This window comes from Actinomycetospora aurantiaca (assembly GCF_037401875.1).
GTDB lineage: Bacteria > Actinomycetota > Actinomycetes > Mycobacteriales > Pseudonocardiaceae > Actinomycetospora > Actinomycetospora aurantiaca.
Genome location: NZ_JBBEGN010000004.1, coordinates 260,729 through 276,878 on the forward strand (window position 1 = coordinate 260,729; position 16,150 = coordinate 276,878).

The window sequence follows — 16,150 nt, forward strand, 5'->3', positions numbered from 1 at the left end:
TGGTATCGCGCGTCGCGACGATCGATGAAGGGACTGGACCGCTCGATGAGCACTGACACCGAGGTCGGGGCCGGGCTTCCCGACCACCTGGTGGCCCACGGCGAGATCCGGCAGACCGAGGTGCGGCAGACCCACCGCGTCGTCATCCGCTTCGCCGGCGACTCCGGCGACGGCATGCAGCTGACCGGGGACCGGTTCACCTCGGAGGCCGCGGCGTTCGGCAACGACCTCGCGACGCTGCCGAACTTCCCCGCCGAGATCCGGGCTCCTGCCGGGACGCTGCCGGGGGTGTCGAGCTTCCAGCTCCACTTCGCCGACTACGACATCCTGACGCCGGGCGACCGTCCCGACGTCCTGGTCGCGATGAACCCGGCCGCGCTGAAGTCGAACCTGTCCGACCTGCCGCACGGCGGGGTCCTGATCGTCAACACCGACGAGTTCACCAAGCGGAACCTGACGAAGGTCGGCTACGAGGCGAACCCGCTCGAGGACGACTCGCTCGCGCCGTACCAGGTGCACCGGGTCGCGATGGCGACGATCACGCGCACCACGCTCGAGCCGACCGGCATGTCCAAGAAGGACGCCGAGCGGGCGAAGAACATGTTCGCGCTCGGGCTGCTGTCCTGGATGTACCACCGCGGCACCGAGGGCACCGAGCAGTTCCTGCGCGAGAAGTTCGCGAAGAAGCCGGAGCTCGCCGAGGCGAACATCCTGGCGTTCCGCACCGGCTGGAACTACGGCGAGACGACCGAGTCGTTCGCGGTCACCTACGAGGTCGCCCCGGCGGCGCTGCCGACGGGCACCTACCGCCAGATCACCGGCAACCTCGCGCTGGCCTACGGCGTCGTCGCCGCCGGGCAGCTCTCGAAGCTCCCGGTGTTCCTGGGCACCTACCCGATCACCCCGGCCTCGGACGTGCTGCACGAGCTGTCCAAGCACAAGGGCATGGGCGTGACGACGTTCCAGGCCGAGGACGAGATCGCGGGCATCGGCGCGGCGCTGGGCGCCTCGTTCGGCGGCGCGCTGGGCGTCACGTCCACCTCGGGGCCGGGGGTGGCGCTGAAGTCGGAGACGATCGGTCTGGCGGTGGCCCTCGAGCTGCCGCTGCTGATCCTCGATGTGCAGCGCGGCGGCCCGTCCACGGGCCTGCCGACCAAGACCGAGCAGGCCGACCTGCTGCAGGCGATGTACGGCCGCAACGGCGAGGCCCCGGTGCCGATCGTCGCCCCGGCCTCGCCCAGTGAGTGCTTCGCGGCGGCGATCGAAGCCGCGAACATCGCGATCAAGTACCGGACGCCGGTGTTCCTGCTCTCCGACGGCGCGATCGCCAACGGCTCCGAGCCGTGGAACGTGCCGGACGTGAACGACCTGCCCGACCTGTCGGTCGAGTTCGCCACCGCGCCGAACTCCCCCGACGGCACCGAGTTCTGGCCCTACCTGCGCGACGACGACACCCTCGCCCGCCCGTGGGCGGTCCCGGGCACCGCGGGTCTCGAGCACCGCATCGGCGGGCTGGAGAAGGCCGACGGCCGCGGGTCGATCTCCTACGACCCGGACAACCACGACCGCATGGTCCGGCTGCGCCAGGCCAAGATCGACGGGATCACCGTCGCCGACGTCGAGGTCGACGACCCCGACGGTGACGCCGAGGTGCTCGTGCTCGGCTGGGGCTCCACGTTCGGCCCGATCGGCGCGGCGTGCCGCCGCGTGCGGGCGGCCGGGATGTCGGTCGCCCAGGCGCACGTGCGCTCGATGAACCCGCTGCCCGGCAACCTCGGCGACGTCCTGCACCGCTACCGCCGCGTCGTCGTGCCGGAGATGAACCTCGGGCAGTTCGCGATGATGCTGCGCGCGCGCTACCTGGTCGACGTGCGCTCCTACACCAAGGTCGCCGGACTCCCGTTCGGCGCCGAAGAGCTCGCCGGCGTCCTGACCGACGCCGTGAAGGGGGAACTTCCCGCATGACCGCCGTGGATCTGCCCACCCCGCAGCTGGGCGGGCTGGACCTCGTCCCGACCACGGACGAGACCCAGAAGGCCAAGGACTTCACCTCCGACCAGGAGGTGCGCTGGTGCCCGGGCTGCGGTGACTACGCCGTGCTCGCCTCGGTGCGCTCGTTCCTGCCCGAGCTCGGCCTCAAGCGCGAGAACATCGTGTTCGTCTCCGGGATCGGCTGCTCGAGCCGCTTCCCGTACTACCTCGACACCTACGGGATGCACTCGATCCACGGCCGCGCGCCGGCGATCGCGACCGGGCTCGCCGTCACGCGGCCGGACCTGTCGGTGTGGGTCGTCACCGGCGACGGCGACGCGCTCTCGATCGGCGGCAACCACCTGATCCACGCGCTGCGCCGCAACATGAACATCACGATCCTGCTGTTCAACAACCGGATCTACGGCCTGACCAAGGGGCAGTACTCGCCGACCTCCGAGGTCGGCAAGGTCACCAAGTCCACCCCGATGGGCTCGGTGGACGCGCCGTTCAACCCGGTCTCGCTGGCCCTGGGCGCCGAGGCCACGTTCGTCGGCCGCGCCCTGGACTCCGACCGCAAGGGCCTCACCGAGGTGCTGCGCCAGGCCGCCGCCCACCGCGGCGCCTCGCTGGTCGAGATCTTCCAGGACTGCCCGATCTTCAACGACGGCTCCTTCGACGTCCTGCGCAAGGGCGACGACGTCGCGCAGCGGCTCATCCCGCTCGTCGACGGCGAGCCGATCCGGTTCGGCAACGACGGCGAGTACGGCGTCGTCCGCTCGGACTCCGGCGGCCTCGAGGTGCGCCCGGTGGCCGAGGTCGGCGAGGACGCCCTCGTCACCCACCGCGCCGGCGAGCAGGACCCCACCCAGGCGTTCGCGCTCTCGCGCCTGTCCGACCAGGACCTGACCCACACCGTCACGGGCATCTTCCGCAAGGTCGACCGCCCCACCTACGACGACGGCGCCCGCGCCCAGGTCACCGCCGCCACCGAGCAGGCCCAGCAGCGCGGCGACAACCTGCAGGCCCTGCTCACCGGCAAGGACACCTGGGCCGTCATGCCCACGCCCACCCAGGAGGCCTGAGCCGCCGTCGGTCGTCAGCAATGGTCCGTGGCTGACATCTGACGTCAGGATGGCGCCACTCGCACATCGGCCCGAACGCCCGGCCGGTGCGTGAGTGGCGCCGTTCGCACACCTGACGTCAGCGATGGGCCATCGCTGACGAACCCTGGCCCCGAGCGACCGCACCCTGCCACTTGTCGCGGAAAGACAGGTGCGTGGCGCACACACCCGTGATGGGGTCGGACGCGTGACCACGATGCCGTCGACGACCGACCCGACGGCCCGCCCGCCCCGCTCCGGGCTCGCCGCGGCCCTCGGGGCCTACGTGCTCTGGGGCGCCTTCCCCGCGTTCTGGCCGCTCCTCGCGCCGGCCGGGTCCGTGGAGATCCTCGCCCACCGCATCGGCTGGACGCTGGTCGGGATGCTGGTGGTGCTCACCGCCGTCCGCGGCTGGTCCCAGCTGCGGGGGCAGTCGGCACGGACGTGGCTGACCATCACCGTCGCCAGCGTGCTGATCACGATCAACTGGGGCGTCTACATCTGGGGCGTCACCCACGGGCGCGTCGTGGAGAGCGCCCTGGGCTACTACGTGAACCCGCTGGTGTCCGTGGTCCTCGCCGTGCTCGTGCTCGGCGAGCAGCTGCGGCGGGTGCAGTGGGTCGCCGTCGGGATCGCGACGGTGGCCGTCGCGGTGCTGTGGGCGGGCACCGGGGCCCTGCCGTGGGTGGCCCTCGTCCTGGCGTGCAGCTTCGGCTTCTACGGCCTGCTCAAGAAGCGGGTCCCGCTGGCCCCGGTGGCGGGGCTGACGGCCGAGGGCTTCCTGCTCGGCCCGATCGCGATCGGCTACCTGGTGTGGCTGCAGGCGACCGGGGTCGGGACGTTCGGGCAGGGCACCGGCCACACGCTGCTGCTGATCGCGGCCGGGCCGGTCACCGCGCTCCCGCTGCTGCTGTTCGCGTTCGGCGCGAAGCGGCTCCCGCTGGCCACGCTGGGCCTGCTGCAGTACGTCAACCCGACGATGCAGTTCGCGTGGGGCGTGCTCGTCGACCACGAGCCGATGCCACCCGCGCGCTGGATCGGCTTCGTGCTGGTGTGGGTCGCGCTGCTGGTGTTCGCGGCCGACGGCTGGACCGCGTCCCGACGGCGGGCCGGGCGGCCCGCGGGGTCAGGTGCCGGAGAGGCTCAGCCCACCCGCTCCACGGTGTAGTCCAGCAGCGCGGCCAGGGCGTCGCGGGCGGGGCCACCCGGCAGCCCGGCCAGCTCGGTGCGGGCCGCGTCGGCCTGGGCGTCGAGCGCGACCCGGGCCCGGTGGAGGCCGTCGGAGCCCCGCAGGATGCCCAGCGCCTCGTCGACGACCGCGTCGTCCGCGATCTCCTTCTCGCCCACGCCGAGCTCCCGCAGCCGCGCCGCGTCCGGTCCGTCGTCGGCCAGTGCGTAGAGCACCGGCAAGGTGGCCACGCCCTCACGCAGGTCCGTGCCCGGCGTCTTGCCGGAGTCCCCGGACGGCGAGGCGATGTCGATGATGTCGTCGGAGACCTGGAACGCCGTCCCGATGATCTCGCCGAACCGCCGCAGCGCCTCGACGTGCTCCGGGGCCGCGCCCGCGAACATCGCCCCGAACCGACCCGCCGTCGCGATGAGGGAGCCGGTCTTCTCGGCGACCACGGCCATGTAGTGCTCGACCGGGTCGTCGCCGCGGGCGCCGCGCGTCTCGCGCATCTGCCCGGTCACCAGTTCCGCGAACGTCTCCGCGATGATCCGCACCGCGTCCGGACCGAGCTGCGAGACCAGCCGTGAGGCGTGCGCGAACAGGTAGTCGCCGGTGAGGATCGCGACCGTGTTGTCCCAGCGGGCGTTCGCGCTCTGCGCCCCGCGGCGCATCACGGCCTCGTCCATGACGTCGTCGTGGTACAGCGTCGCGAGGTGCACCAGCTCGACCGAGGTGGCCGCGACGACCACGTCCTCGCTGGTGCCGTCCGCGAGCTGCGCCGCGAGCAGCGTCAGCAGCGGCCGGAACCGTTTGCCGCCGGCCTCGATCAGGTGCAGCGACGTGTCCGCGACGAAGCGGTAGTCGCTGTGCACCTCCCGGCGCAGGAGGTCCTCCACCCGCTCCAGGCCCGAGGACACCTCCGCGGCCAGGGCCTCGTCGCCGATGGGCAGACCGGCGACCTGGGTCAGGCTCACCGGCGTCGGCCGCTGCGTACTCACGCCATCAGCCTAGGAAAGGTCCGGCCCCGGCCCACTGCAGGGCGGCCGTCGGGAGCACTCCGAGGAGCAAGGTCACAGCGACGCCGAGCGTGATGGCGATGGTCGTCATCGGTCCGGGCAGGCTGACCGTCGGCCCGTCGGGCGCCGGGTCGGAGAAGTACATCATCACGATCACCCGCAGGTAGAAGAACGCGGCGATCGCGCTGCACACCAGGCCGACGATCACCAGCGGCGCCATGCCGTCGGCCAGGCCGGCCGAGAACACCGCGAACTTGGCGGTGAACCCGCTGGTCAGCGGCACCCCGGCCAGGGCGAGCAGGCAGAACGACAGCGCGGCGGCCACCACCGGGGAGCGCGTGGCCAGGCCCGCGTACCCGGAGAGGTGGCCGGCCTCGCCGTCGCCGGAGCGCACCAGCGAGACCAGGCCGAGGATCGCGATCGTCGTGAACCCGTAGGCGAGCAGGTAGAACAGCGTCCCGGAGAGGCCGGCCGGCGTGATGGCCAGGCAGCCGATCAGGATGAAGCCCGCGTGGGCCACCGAGGAGTAGGCGACCATCCGCTTGAGGTCGGTCTGGGTGAGCCCGAGCACGGTGCCGATCACCATGGAGGCGATCGCGACCGCCCAGAGCACCCCGCGCCACTCCAGCGCCGTCGTCCCGAACGCCACCGTGAAGACCCGCAGGATCGCGCCGAACGCCGCGACCTTCGTGCAGGCCGCCATGAACGCGGTCACCGGGGTCGGGGCGCCCTGGTAGACGTCCGGGGTCCAGGTGTGGAAGGGCCCGACCGAGGCCTTGAACATGAGCCCGACGACGAGCAGGGCCAGCCCGGCGAAGAGCAGCGTGTCCGAGCGCAGCGGTCCGGCCGCGGCCGCCGCGATGTCGGAGAGCCGGACCGAGCCGGCGTAGCCGTAGAGCAGCGCGACGCCGTAGAGGAAGAACGCCGACGCGAATGCGCCGAGCAGGAAGTACTTCACGGCCGCCTCCTGGGACAGGAGACGACGCCGGCGGGCGAGCCCGCACAGCAGGTACAGCGGCAGGCTCAGCACCTCGAGGGCCACGAACATCGTCAGCAGGTCGTTGGCCGCGCAGAACGCGAGCATCCCGCCGAGCGCGAACAGCACGAACGGGAAGACCTCGGTGTGCATCTGCGGCGGGTCCGCGTCCGCACCGGAGCCGGACCCGCCGCGGCGGGCCACCACGCCGTGCGAGTCCGAGCCCGTGCCCGACGGCGAGCGGGACCCCGCCAGGACCTTGTCCTTCTCCTGGGCCTCGGCGAGTGCCTCGGGGTCCGCGACGAACGCGCCGCCGGGCTCGATGGAGCGGTCGGCGAGCATCAGCAGCGACGGGATCCCGAGGGCCAGCAGGGTGCCCCAGAGGAACAGGCCCGGCGCGTCCACGGTGAGCGACCCGGCCAGGACCACGACGTCCGGCGCGCCGCCCGTGGCGCGCACGACCACCGCGACCAGCGCGACGGCGACGACCGCGAGGCTGAACACCAGCTGCACCCGGCCGCGGCGCTCCAGCGGCAGGATCGCCTCGATCAGCACGGACACGCAGGCCCCGCCGAGGACGATCAGCAGCGGCGCCAGGGCGCCGTAGTCGACGCCGAGCGCGTCGGAGAAAGACTGACCGGTCATCGCGCCACTCCGTTCGGACCGACCGGGTCGGGGACGCCGACCTCGCTCATCGTGGCGGAGACCGCCGGGTTGAGGACGTCGAGCAGCGGCTGCGGGTAGAAGCCGAGCAGGAAGACCAGCAGCACCAGGGGCGCCAGCACGCCGATCTCGCGCCCGGTCAGGTCACCGAAGCGGGCCTTCGTCGTGGAGGTCCCGTCCGGCGGGTCGAGGGTCTCCGAGAAGCCGGGTCCGCCCGCGAGCGCCCGCGCCGAGGCCGCGCCGGGCCCGCCGCCGACCACCGCCTCGCCGCGCAGCGGCCCCGTCATCGTCCGCTGGTAGACCCACAGCACGTAGAGCGCCGCGAAGATGATCCCGACGGTCGCGATGACGGTGTAGACGGGCTCGCGCGGCCACGAGCCGATCAGCACCAGGAACTCCGAGACGAACGAGTTCGTGCCGGGCAGTGACAGCGTCGTCAGGCCGGCCAGCAGGAAGAGCCCGGCGAGCACGGGCGCGATCCTCCCGACACCGCCGTAGTCCGCGATCTGCGTCGAGCCGCCGCGCGCGGTCAGCATCCCGACGACGAGGAAGAGCATCGCGGTCGAGATGCCGTGGTTGACCATGTAGAGCGCGGAGCCGGCGACGGCCTGCTGGGAGAACGCGAAGATGCCCAGCCCGATGAACCCGAAGTGGGCGATCGAGGTGTAGGACACGAAGCGCTTCATGTCGGTCTGCATCGCGGCGAGCAGGGCTCCGTAGAGCACGCCGATCACCGAGAGCACCAGCACCAGCGGCGCGAGGGTCTGCGAGGCCAGCGGGAACAGCGGCAGGCAGTAGCGCAGGAACCCGAAGACGCCGACCTTGTCCAGGACGCCCACGAGGATCACGCCGCCGCCGATCGGCGCCTGCGCGCCGGCGTCCGGCAGCCAGGTGTGCAGCGGCACCAGCGGCGCCTTGATCGCGAAGGCCGCGAAGAAGCCCAGGAACAGCAGGATCTGGGTGAACTCCGGCAGCGAGGCCGCGAGGCGCTGCAGCTCGGCCCAGTCGAAGGTGGCCTGCCCGAGCCGCGTCCCGCTCGCGACGTAGATCCCGATCACCGAGCCGAGCATGATCAGCCCGCCGAGGAACGAGTACAGGAAGAACTTCACCGCGGCGTACTGCCGCCGCGGCCCGCCGAAGCGCCCGATGATGAAGTACATCGGGACGAGCATGACCTCGAACATCACGTAGAAGACGAAGACGTCGGTCGCGGCGAACAGCGCCACCAGCACGCCCTGCAGGGCGAGCATCAGCGCGGTGAAGCCGCCCGCGCCGCGGGGCTCGCCGTCGGGACCGTCCGGGAACCGTTCCGCGGCCCGCGTGAACGAGGTGTACGCGACGACGATCGGCACCAGCACCGCCAGCAGCGCGATCATCGCGAGCGCGATGCCGTCGACGCCGAGGGAGAACGACACCCCGAACGCCGGGATCCACTCCACCGACGACTCGCCCTGGAAGCGGGTCGGGGCGGCCGGGTCGAACAGCACGAAGGCGACCGCGGTCAGCACGAGCTCGACGAGCGAGACCGCGAACCCGAGCGACTTCGCGGCACCGTCGCGGCCGGCCTTCACCAGGCCGCCGACGACGGCCGCCCCCACCAGGGGCAGCAGGACGAGGACGATCAGCAGGGCGCTCACGGCAGCGCCACCGCCAGCAGCGCCGCGACCAGCACGATCGAGCCTCCCAGCATCGTCAGCGCGTACGAGCGCACGAATCCGGTCTGCGTGCGGCGGGCCCGGCCCGACGCGCCGCCGAGCAGGGCCGCGGTGCCGTTGACGGCGCCGTCGACCCCGCGGTTGTCGAGGTAGACCAGCGCGCGGGAGAACCACAGGCCCGGCCGCGCGATCAGCCCCTCGTTGATCGCGTTCGCGTAGAGGTCGGCGCGCGCGGCGCGCACCGGCAGCGACACCCGCTGCGGGCGCTCCACCGGCACCGCCCTGCGGCCCACCGTCAGGTAGGCGATCCCGGCGCCGAGCAGCATGAGCACGGTCGCGATGCCGGGGACGAGGCCCGTCGGGATGACGGCCTCCTCGACCTCGCGGACGGGGCCGATCGCGGGCTCCAGCCAGCCGCCGAGCCGCTCCCCGATGACGAGGAAGGCGCCGGCGCCGACGGAGCCGACCGCGAGCACGATCATCGGCACCGTCATCGAGGCCGGCGACTCGTGCGGGTGGTAGTGCTCGCCGTGCCCCGGCTCCGGGTGCTGCGGGGCCGCCTCGCTCTCCAGCGACGGGTCCCACGGCGCGGCGCGCGGGGTGAGCGAGCGCCACCGTTCGGGCCCGAAGAAGGTCATCAGCATCAGCCGCGTCATGTAGAAGGCGGTCAGCCCGGCCGCGAGCAGCGCGGCGCCGCCGAGCAGCCAGCCACGGACCGGCGGCCCTCCGAGGGCGGCCTCGATGATGAGGTCCTTGGAGTAGAAGCCGGACAGGAACGGGAAGCCGATGAGGGCGAGGTAGCCGAGGGTGAACGTGGCGAACGTGACCGGCATGTGCCGCCACAGCCCGCCGAACCGGCGCATGTCGGTCTCGTCGGCCATCCCGTGCATCACCGACCCGGCCCCGAGGAAGAGCCCGGCCTTGAAGAAGCCGTGGGTGAGCAGGTGGGCCAGGCCCGCCGCGTAGCCGATCGGGCCGAGCCCGACGGCGAGCATCATGTAGCCGATCTGGCTGACGGTGGAGTAGGCCAGCACCTTCTTGATGTCGTCGTAGGCGCAGCCGACGATCGCGCCGATCAGCAGCGTGACGGCCCCGACGATCGTGACGACGAGCTGGCCGGTGGGGGTCAGGTCGTAGATCGGGTGCGTGCGCGCCACCAGGTAGACCCCGGCCGTGACCATCGTGGCCGCGTGGATGAGCGCCGACACCGGGGTCGGGCCCTCCATGGCGTCCGGGAGCCAGGCCTGCAGCGGGAACTGGCCGGACTTGCCGCAGGCGCCCAGCAGGAGCAGCAGCGCGACCGCGGTGATCGCCCCGGGGGAGAGCTCGCCGATCCGCGCGAAGACCTCGGTGTACTGCGTCGTGCCCAGCTGGGCGAACAGGATGAAGATCGCCAGCGCGAGCCCGACGTCGCCGACGCGGTTCATCAGGAACGCCTTCTTCGCCGCGGAGGCCGCGAGCGGGCGCTGCACGTAGAAGCCGATCAGCAGGTAGGACGCCAGGCCGACGCCCTCCCACCCGAGGTAGAGGGTGAGGAAGCCGTTGCCCAGGACCAGCACGAGCATCGACGCGACGAAGAGGTTGAGCATCGCGAAGAACTTGCGCCGGTTCTCGTCGTGGGCCATGTAGCCCACCGAGTAGATGTGGATCAGCGATCCGACACCGGTGATCAGCAGGACGAAGGTCAACGACAGCGGGTCGAGGCGCAGCCCGAACTCCACCGAGAGCGACCCGGACGCGAACCACTCGTAGAGCCCCAGCTCGCGGACGCGCTCCTCGCCGGGCAGCGCGAGCGTGCCGACGAACAGCACGACGCCGTAGACGAACGACAGCAGGACCGTCGCGGTGCCGAGGAGGTGGCCCCAGCGGTCGGTGCGGCGTCCGCCCAGGAACAGGACGGCGGCGCCGAGGGCGGGCAGCGCGACCAGGAGCCAGGCCGCGGCCCCGGCTCCCTCGGCGGGACCCACGGGGGGCAACTCGGTGAGCATCGAGGCGTTCCCGTCAGTACTTGAGGAGGTTCGCGTCGTCGACCGAGGCGGTCCGGCGCGTGCGGAAGATGGCCATGATGATCGAGAGGCCGACGACGACCTCCGCGGCGGCCACGACCATGACGAAGAACGCCATGACCTGGCCGTCGAGCGAGCCGTTGATGCGCGCGAAGGTCACCAGCGAGAGGTTGACCGCGTTGAGCATGAGCTCCACGCACATGAACACGACGATCGCGTTGCGCCGCACCAGCACGCCGACGGTGCCGACCGCGAACAGCAGGGCCGAGAGCAGCAGGTAGTTCGTGGGGCTCACGTCTGGCTCCCCTGGACCCGGTCCTGCTCGGAGTGGTGCTCGTGCGCCGACGTGTCGTGGGTGTCCCCGGGCCGGGAGAGCTCGGTGGAGTGGCCGAGCCGCTCGCGCGCGGTCGCCTCGATGATCTCGGACAGCGACTCCGGCGCCACGGAGCCGTCCGGCAGCAGGGCCGGGGTGGCGACCGAGTCCGCCGTCGCGAACACCCCGGGCCCGGAGCGGGAGCCGAACTTCTCGAGCGGGCCGCGCAGTCGCTCGGTGACCCGCTCGCGCTGGGTGACCGCCTTCGAGCGGGCCCGGCCGGCGAAGGTGTAGACCATCGCGCCGACCGCACCGGTGATGATCAGCGCCGAGGTCAGCTCGAACGCCAGCAGGTAGCGCTGGAAGATCAGCAGGCCCAGGCCGCCGATGTTCGACCCGGGCGGGGCCCCGGTGGCCAGCGGCACCGTGATCGACTGCGCGACCGCGCCGATCATCAGCCCGGCGAGCCCGATGCCCAGGACCGCGGCCGCCACGCGCTGCCCCCGCAGCACCTCGACCACGGAGTCCGACGCGTCCCGGCCGACCATCATCAGCACGAAGACGAACAGCATCATGATCGCGCCGGTGTAGACGATGATCTGGGTGAAGCCCAGGAACGGCGCCGACTGCACCATGTAGAGCAGGCCCAGCGACAGCATGGTCAGCACGAGCCACAGCGCGGAGTGCACGGCGTTGCGGGAGAACACCATCCCGAGCCCGCCGGCCAGCGCGACCGGCCCGAGGATCCAGAAGCCGACGGCCTCGCCGATGGAGGTGGTCATCGCTTCTCCTCCGAGGCCTTCCCCACCAGCGCCGCCCCCGGCAGCGCGTTCGCGCCCGCCCGGTTGTCGGTGTCCAGGTCATGCTCCCCGGCCTGCTCGCGGCCGCGGCGCGCCATCTCCGGGCCCTGCACGTAGTAGTCCTGCTCGTCCTCGCCGAGGCGCATCGGGTGCGGCGGCTGCTCCATGCCCGGCAGCAGCGGCGCCAGCAGCATGTCCTTGGTGTAGATCAGGTCCTGGCGGTCGTCGTCGGCGAGCTCGTACTCGTTGGTCATCGTCAGCGAGCGCGTCGGGCACGCCTCAATGCAGAGCCCGCAGCCGATGCAGCGCAGGTAGTTGATCTGGTAGATCGCGCCGTAGCGCTCCCCCGGCGAGAACCGGGCCTCCTCGGTGTTGTCACCGCCCTCGACGTAGATGGCGTCGGCGGGGCACGCCCAGGCGCAGAGCTCGCAGCCGACGCACTTCTCCAGGCCGTCCGGGTGCCGGTTGAGCTGGTGGCGGCCGTGGTAGCGCGGCGCGGTCACCTTCTTGACCAGCGGGTACTCCTCGGTGACGACCTTCTTGAACATCGTCGAGAAGGTCACGCCGAAGCCGGCGATGCCGTCGAACATGCCCATCAGGCGTCCTCCTTCGCTCCGGTGCCGACGGCGGCCGTCTCCTTCGCGGAGGCGGACACCGACCGGCGTCGCTTCGGCGGGGCCGCCGGGACGGTCAGGTCCAGCGGCGGGACCGGGTAGCTCCCGACGACGGGTGGCTCGCCGCCGCTCCCGTCGTCGTCGTCGGCCCGGTCGGGCAGCATCAGCGCGACCACGATCGCCACCACCAGCACGACCGCGCCGATCATCAGCACCACCGGCGCCGAGATCGTGCCGTACTCGGAGCGCAGCACCCGCAGGGTGGCGACCGCGACGATCCAGACCAGGCTGACCGGGATCAGGATCTTCCAGCCGAGCCGCATGAACTGGTCGTAGCGCTGGCGGGGCAGCGTCCCGCGCAGCCAGATGTAGACGAACAGGAAGACGAACATCTTCGAGATGAACCAGACGACGGGCAGCCAGCCCTCGTTGACCCCGGGGATCAGCGAGAGCGGCCACGGCGCCATCCAGCCGCCGAGGAACAGCGTGGTCGCCACCGCGGACAGGGTGACCATGTTGACGTACTCGGCGAGGAAGAAGAGCGCGAACTTCAGCGACGAGTACTCGGTGTGGAACCCGCCGACCAGCTCGGACTCGGCCTCGGGCAGGTCGAACGGTGCACGGTTGGTCTCGCCGACCATCGAGATCGCGAAGACGATGAAGCTGACCGGCAGCAGCCAGAAGTACCAGCCGGTCTGCTGGGCGGTGACGATGTCGGCGGTGGACAGCGAGCCCGCGTAGAGCACCACGCCGATGATCGAGAGCCCGAGGGCGAGCTCGTAGGAGATCACCTGCGCGGCACTGCGGAGGCTGCCGAGCAGCGGGTACGGCGACCCGGAGGCCCAGCCCGCGAGCACGATGCCGTACACGCCGACCGACGAGCAGGCCAGCACCACGAGGATGCCGACCGGGAGGTCGGCGACCTGCAGGGCGGTCTGGTACCCGAAGATCGAGACCTCCGGGCCCAGCGGGATCACCGCGAACGCGACGAACGCGGGGATCGTCGAGATCACCGGGGCGATGAAGAAGACCGCCTTGTCGGCGAGGACCGGGCGGATGTCCTCCTTGAACGCCAGCTTCAGCCCGTCGGCCAGCGACTGCAGCAGGCCGAACGGCCCGTTCCAGTTCGGGCCGGGCCGCTGCTGCATGCGGCCCACGACCCGGCGCTCCAGCCAGATCATGAACAGCGTCATGAACACCAGCAGGCCGAAGACCGCGACGACCTTGACGATGGTCAGCCAGATCGGGTCGTCCGCGATGAGGGCCTGGGTGTACCCGGGGGTCCCGGGCGGCGGCAGGGGGTTCACTGCGACGCTCCCGTGCTCAGCTCGACCGGGTCGCCGTGGTGCAGCCCGAGCCCGGCGAGGGTGACCACGCCGCCGGCGACGGGCACGTGCGCGGGCGCCCACACGACGTCCTCGGGCAGGTCGGCGATCTCGACGACGAGCTCCAGTGCATCCCCGAGCCGGGCCGGCTCGCCGGGCACGAGGCCGAGCCGCTCGGCGGTGCCGACCGCGACGCGCAGGCGGGGCGGGCGGGCGGTGCCGGGCAGGTCGTGCTCCTCGGCCAGCAGGGCGCCGCCGTCGATCAGCTGGCGCCACGTGGCGAGGCGCACCGGACGTGCGAGTGGCGCATCTGAGACGTCAGGTGTCAGAGATGGACCATCGCTGCCACCGGAGGTGGCCGACGGACGCGTGGCCGGCGTCGACGGCGTGACGGCGACCGTGCCCAGCTCCGCGAGCTCGGCCGCGGCCGACTGCGGGGTCTGGGTGAACAGGTCGACGTCCATCTCGACGGCGAGCGAGTCCAGCACGCGGCAGTCCGGCAGCGTCACCGCGGCCGTACCGCCCACGCGCCCGGACCCGCCCTGGCCGGGGTCGATCGTCGTCCCGAACGGGCGGTCGCGGCCCTCCCAGTTGCGGTAGGTCCCGCTGCGGTTCACCGCGGGCGCCACGGGGAGCACGACGTCCGCGCGCTCGCCGACCTCGGTGAGCACCTGCTCCAGCGAGATGACGACGTCCGCCTCGGCCAGCGCGGCCCGCGCCAGCTCCGGGTCGGGGAGGTCCGCGAGCTCCACGCCGCCGACCACGAGGCCGGCGAGCTCGCCGTCGCGGGCGGCGGTCAGCATGGCCGTGAGGTCGCGACCCGGCGTGTCGGGCAGCGTGGGCACGCCCCACACCTCGGCGACCTCCTCGCGGGCGGCCGCGTCGTCGACCCGGCGGGCCCCGGGCAGCAGGGTCGGCAGCGTGCCGGCGTCGACGCCGCCGCGCTCACCCGCACGCCGTGGCACCCAGGCGACGCGCGCCCCGGTCCGGCCGGCGAGGGCGCTCACCGCGCCGAGCAGGCCCGGCACCTCGGCGGCCCGCTCGCCCACCAGCACGACGGCACCGGGCTCGCCCAGCGCGGTCGCGAGGTCGGCGGGGAGGTCCTCGAGGACCGCGGCCTCCTCGCCCGGCACCGCGCCGAGCAGGTGCCCCCCGGTCTTCACGACGGCGGGTGTGGTCCAGCTGCCGACGTGCACCACGCGGGTGCCGTGCCGGGCAGCCTTGCGCAGCCGCAGGAAGACGATCGGGGACTCCTCCTCGGGGTCGAACGCGACGCACAGCACCGTGCGGGCGGCCTCGAGGTGGGCGTACGAGACGTGGCTGGGCGCGACCCCGGCGGCGTACCCGGCGAGGAAGTCGAGCTCCTCGGCGGAGTGCGCGCGGGCGCGGTGGTCGACGTCGTTGGTGCGCAGCGCGACGCGGGCGAACTTGGCGTAGGCGTAGGCGTCCTCGACGGTCGCGCGGCCGCCGGGCAGCACCCCGACGCCGCGCTTGGGCGCCAGCTCCTCGCCGTCCTCCCCGGTCCGCGGGGCGCCGGCGCCGTCGCGCGCCGTGGCGAGCAGCGTGGCCGCGCGCTCCAGCGCCTCGACCCAGGAGACCGGCGTGAGGACGCCGTCCTCGCGGACCATCGGCTGCAGCACCCGCTGCGCCGAGGTGGGGTAGCGGAACGCGAAGCGGCCCTTGTCGCAGAGCCACTCCTCGTTGACGTTCGGGTCCTCGCCGGCCAGGACGCGGGTGACCCCGCCGCGGCGCCAGTCGCGCCGGGTGGAGCAGCCCGAGGCGCAGTGCTCGCACGTGCCGGGCGTCGAGACCAGGTCGAACGGACGGCTGCGGAACCGGTACGAGGCCGACGTCAGCGCGCCCACCGGGCAGATCTGGATGGTGTTGCCGGAGAAGTAGGACTGGAAGTCCTCGCCGTCGCCCCAGGCGGTCTCCTCGGTCCCGATCTGCTGGTGCGCACCGCGCTCGAGCAGCTCGATGAACGGGTCGCCGGCGATCTGCTCGGAGAAGCGCGTGCAGCGCTGGCACAGCACGCAGCGCTCGCGGTCGAGCAGGACCTCGTCGGAGATCGGCAGCGGCTTGGCGAACGTCCGCTTGTGCTCGTGGAACCGTGACTCGGCGCGCCCGGAGGACATCGCCTGGTTCTGCAGCGGGCACTCACCGCCCTTGTCGCAGATCGGGCAGTCCAGCGGGTGGTTGATCAGCAGCAGCTCCATGACGCCCTGCTGCGCCTTGTCGGCGACGGCGCTGGTCCGCTGGGTCTTCACCACCATCCCGTCCGCGACGGTCATGGTGCAGCTGGCCTGCGGCTTGGGCATGGGCCGCCCGCCCATCTCCACCTCGACCAGGCACTGGCGGCAGGCGCCGGCCGGCTCGAGGAGGGGGTGGTCGCAGAAGCGGGGGACGACGATGCCGAGGCGCTCGCAGGTCCGGATGAGGATTTCGCCCTTCGGCGCGTCGACGGTCTCGCCGTCGATCGTCAACCGGACGTGGCCCTCGGGGACCGGCGGCGCTTCCTGTTCGGGTGCCTGGGTCAT

At 72.2% G+C, this 16,150-nt stretch carries 12 protein-coding genes; 3 read left to right on the forward strand and 9 right to left on the reverse strand.

Translation table 11 applies throughout. The annotated features are described in order from the left end of the window. The first annotated feature begins 45 nt into the window (after positions 1-45). From WCD74_RS11760 to rarD, 3 genes are all read left to right on the forward strand, one after another. On the forward strand, positions 46-1,965 hold the full coding sequence (locus WCD74_RS11760) for a 2-oxoacid:acceptor oxidoreductase subunit alpha (RefSeq protein ID WP_337695027.1): 1,920 nt from the start codon (positions 46-48) through the stop codon (positions 1,963-1,965). After that, on the forward strand, positions 1,962-3,056 hold the full coding sequence (locus WCD74_RS11765; protein WP_337695028.1) for a 2-oxoacid:ferredoxin oxidoreductase subunit beta: 1,095 nt from the start codon (positions 1,962-1,964) through the stop codon (positions 3,054-3,056). The genes WCD74_RS11760 and WCD74_RS11765 overlap by 4 nt, the downstream gene beginning before the upstream one ends. Before the next feature lie 235 nt (positions 3,057-3,291). Continuing rightward, positions 3,292-4,242, forward strand: a complete 951-nt coding sequence (gene rarD / locus WCD74_RS11770; protein WP_337695108.1) for an EamA family transporter RarD — start codon at positions 3,292-3,294, stop codon at positions 4,240-4,242. On the opposite strand, the gene WCD74_RS11775 is transcribed toward rarD, so the two are convergent. The 9 genes from WCD74_RS11775 to WCD74_RS11815 are packed head-to-tail and all read right to left on the reverse strand — an operon-like array spanning position 4,218 to position 16,150. Beyond that, positions 4,218-5,243 (reverse strand): polyprenyl synthetase family protein, encoded by a 1,026-nt coding sequence (locus WCD74_RS11775; RefSeq protein WP_337695029.1) that lies wholly within the window; start codon positions 5,241-5,243, stop codon positions 4,218-4,220. The genes rarD and WCD74_RS11775 overlap by 25 nt on opposite strands. Before the next feature lie 4 nt (positions 5,244-5,247). Beyond that, complete coding sequence (gene nuoN / locus WCD74_RS11780; protein WP_337695030.1) at positions 5,248-6,882, reverse strand: NADH-quinone oxidoreductase subunit NuoN; 1,635 nt, start codon at positions 6,880-6,882, stop codon at positions 5,248-5,250. Then, complete coding sequence (locus WCD74_RS11785) at positions 6,879-8,537, reverse strand: NADH-quinone oxidoreductase subunit M (RefSeq protein WP_337695031.1); 1,659 nt, start codon at positions 8,535-8,537, stop codon at positions 6,879-6,881. Before WCD74_RS11785 ends, nuoN begins: the two co-directional genes overlap by 4 nt. Then, positions 8,534-10,543 (reverse strand): NADH-quinone oxidoreductase subunit L, encoded by a 2,010-nt coding sequence (gene nuoL, locus WCD74_RS11790; RefSeq protein ID WP_337695032.1) that lies wholly within the window; start codon positions 10,541-10,543, stop codon positions 8,534-8,536. Before nuoL ends, WCD74_RS11785 begins: the two co-directional genes overlap by 4 nt. Before the next feature lie 13 nt (positions 10,544-10,556). Then, a complete protein-coding gene (nuoK, locus tag WCD74_RS11795; protein ID WP_337695033.1) occupies positions 10,557-10,856 on the reverse strand; it encodes an NADH-quinone oxidoreductase subunit NuoK in 300 nt (99 codons plus the stop codon). Then, positions 10,853-11,656, reverse strand: a complete 804-nt coding sequence (locus tag WCD74_RS11800) for an NADH-quinone oxidoreductase subunit J (protein ID WP_337695034.1) — start codon at positions 11,654-11,656, stop codon at positions 10,853-10,855. Before WCD74_RS11800 ends, nuoK begins: the two co-directional genes overlap by 4 nt. Beyond that, positions 11,653-12,270 (reverse strand): NADH-quinone oxidoreductase subunit NuoI, encoded by a 618-nt coding sequence (nuoI, locus tag WCD74_RS11805; protein WP_337695035.1) that lies wholly within the window; start codon positions 12,268-12,270, stop codon positions 11,653-11,655. The genes WCD74_RS11800 and nuoI overlap by 4 nt, the downstream gene beginning before the upstream one ends. After that, the gene (gene nuoH / locus WCD74_RS11810) at positions 12,270-13,595 is read right to left on the reverse strand and encodes an NADH-quinone oxidoreductase subunit NuoH (RefSeq protein ID WP_337695036.1); all 1,326 of its coding nucleotides are present in this window, start codon (positions 13,593-13,595) and stop codon (positions 12,270-12,272) included. Before nuoH ends, nuoI begins: the two co-directional genes overlap by 1 nt. Beyond that, positions 13,592-16,150: an NADH-quinone oxidoreductase subunit G gene (locus WCD74_RS11815; RefSeq protein WP_337695037.1), complete on the reverse strand. Its 2,559-nt coding sequence runs from the start codon at positions 16,148-16,150 to the stop codon at positions 13,592-13,594. The genes nuoH and WCD74_RS11815 overlap by 4 nt, the downstream gene beginning before the upstream one ends.

Coding starts and splice junctions, on each gene's coding strand:
- WCD74_RS11765 (WP_337695028.1), top strand. CDS start 1,962: ATGACCGCCGTGGATCTGCCCACCCCGCAGCTGGGCGGGCTGGACCTC.
- nuoL (WP_337695032.1), bottom strand. CDS start 10,543: ATGCTCACCGAGTTGCCCCCCGTGGGTCCCGCCGAGGGAGCCGGGGCC.
- WCD74_RS11800 (WP_337695034.1), bottom strand. CDS start 11,656: ATGACCACCTCCATCGGCGAGGCCGTCGGCTTCTGGATCCTCGGGCCG.
- nuoI (WP_337695035.1), bottom strand. CDS start 12,270: ATGGGCATGTTCGACGGCATCGCCGGCTTCGGCGTGACCTTCTCGACG.
- rarD (WP_337695108.1), top strand. CDS start 3,292: ATGCCGTCGACGACCGACCCGACGGCCCGCCCGCCCCGCTCCGGGCTC.
- WCD74_RS11760 (WP_337695027.1), top strand. CDS start 46: ATGAGCACTGACACCGAGGTCGGGGCCGGGCTTCCCGACCACCTGGTG.
- WCD74_RS11815 (WP_337695037.1), bottom strand. CDS start 16,150: ATGACCCAGGCACCCGAACAGGAAGCGCCGCCGGTCCCCGAGGGCCAC.
- nuoN (WP_337695030.1), bottom strand. CDS start 6,882: ATGACCGGTCAGTCTTTCTCCGACGCGCTCGGCGTCGACTACGGCGCC.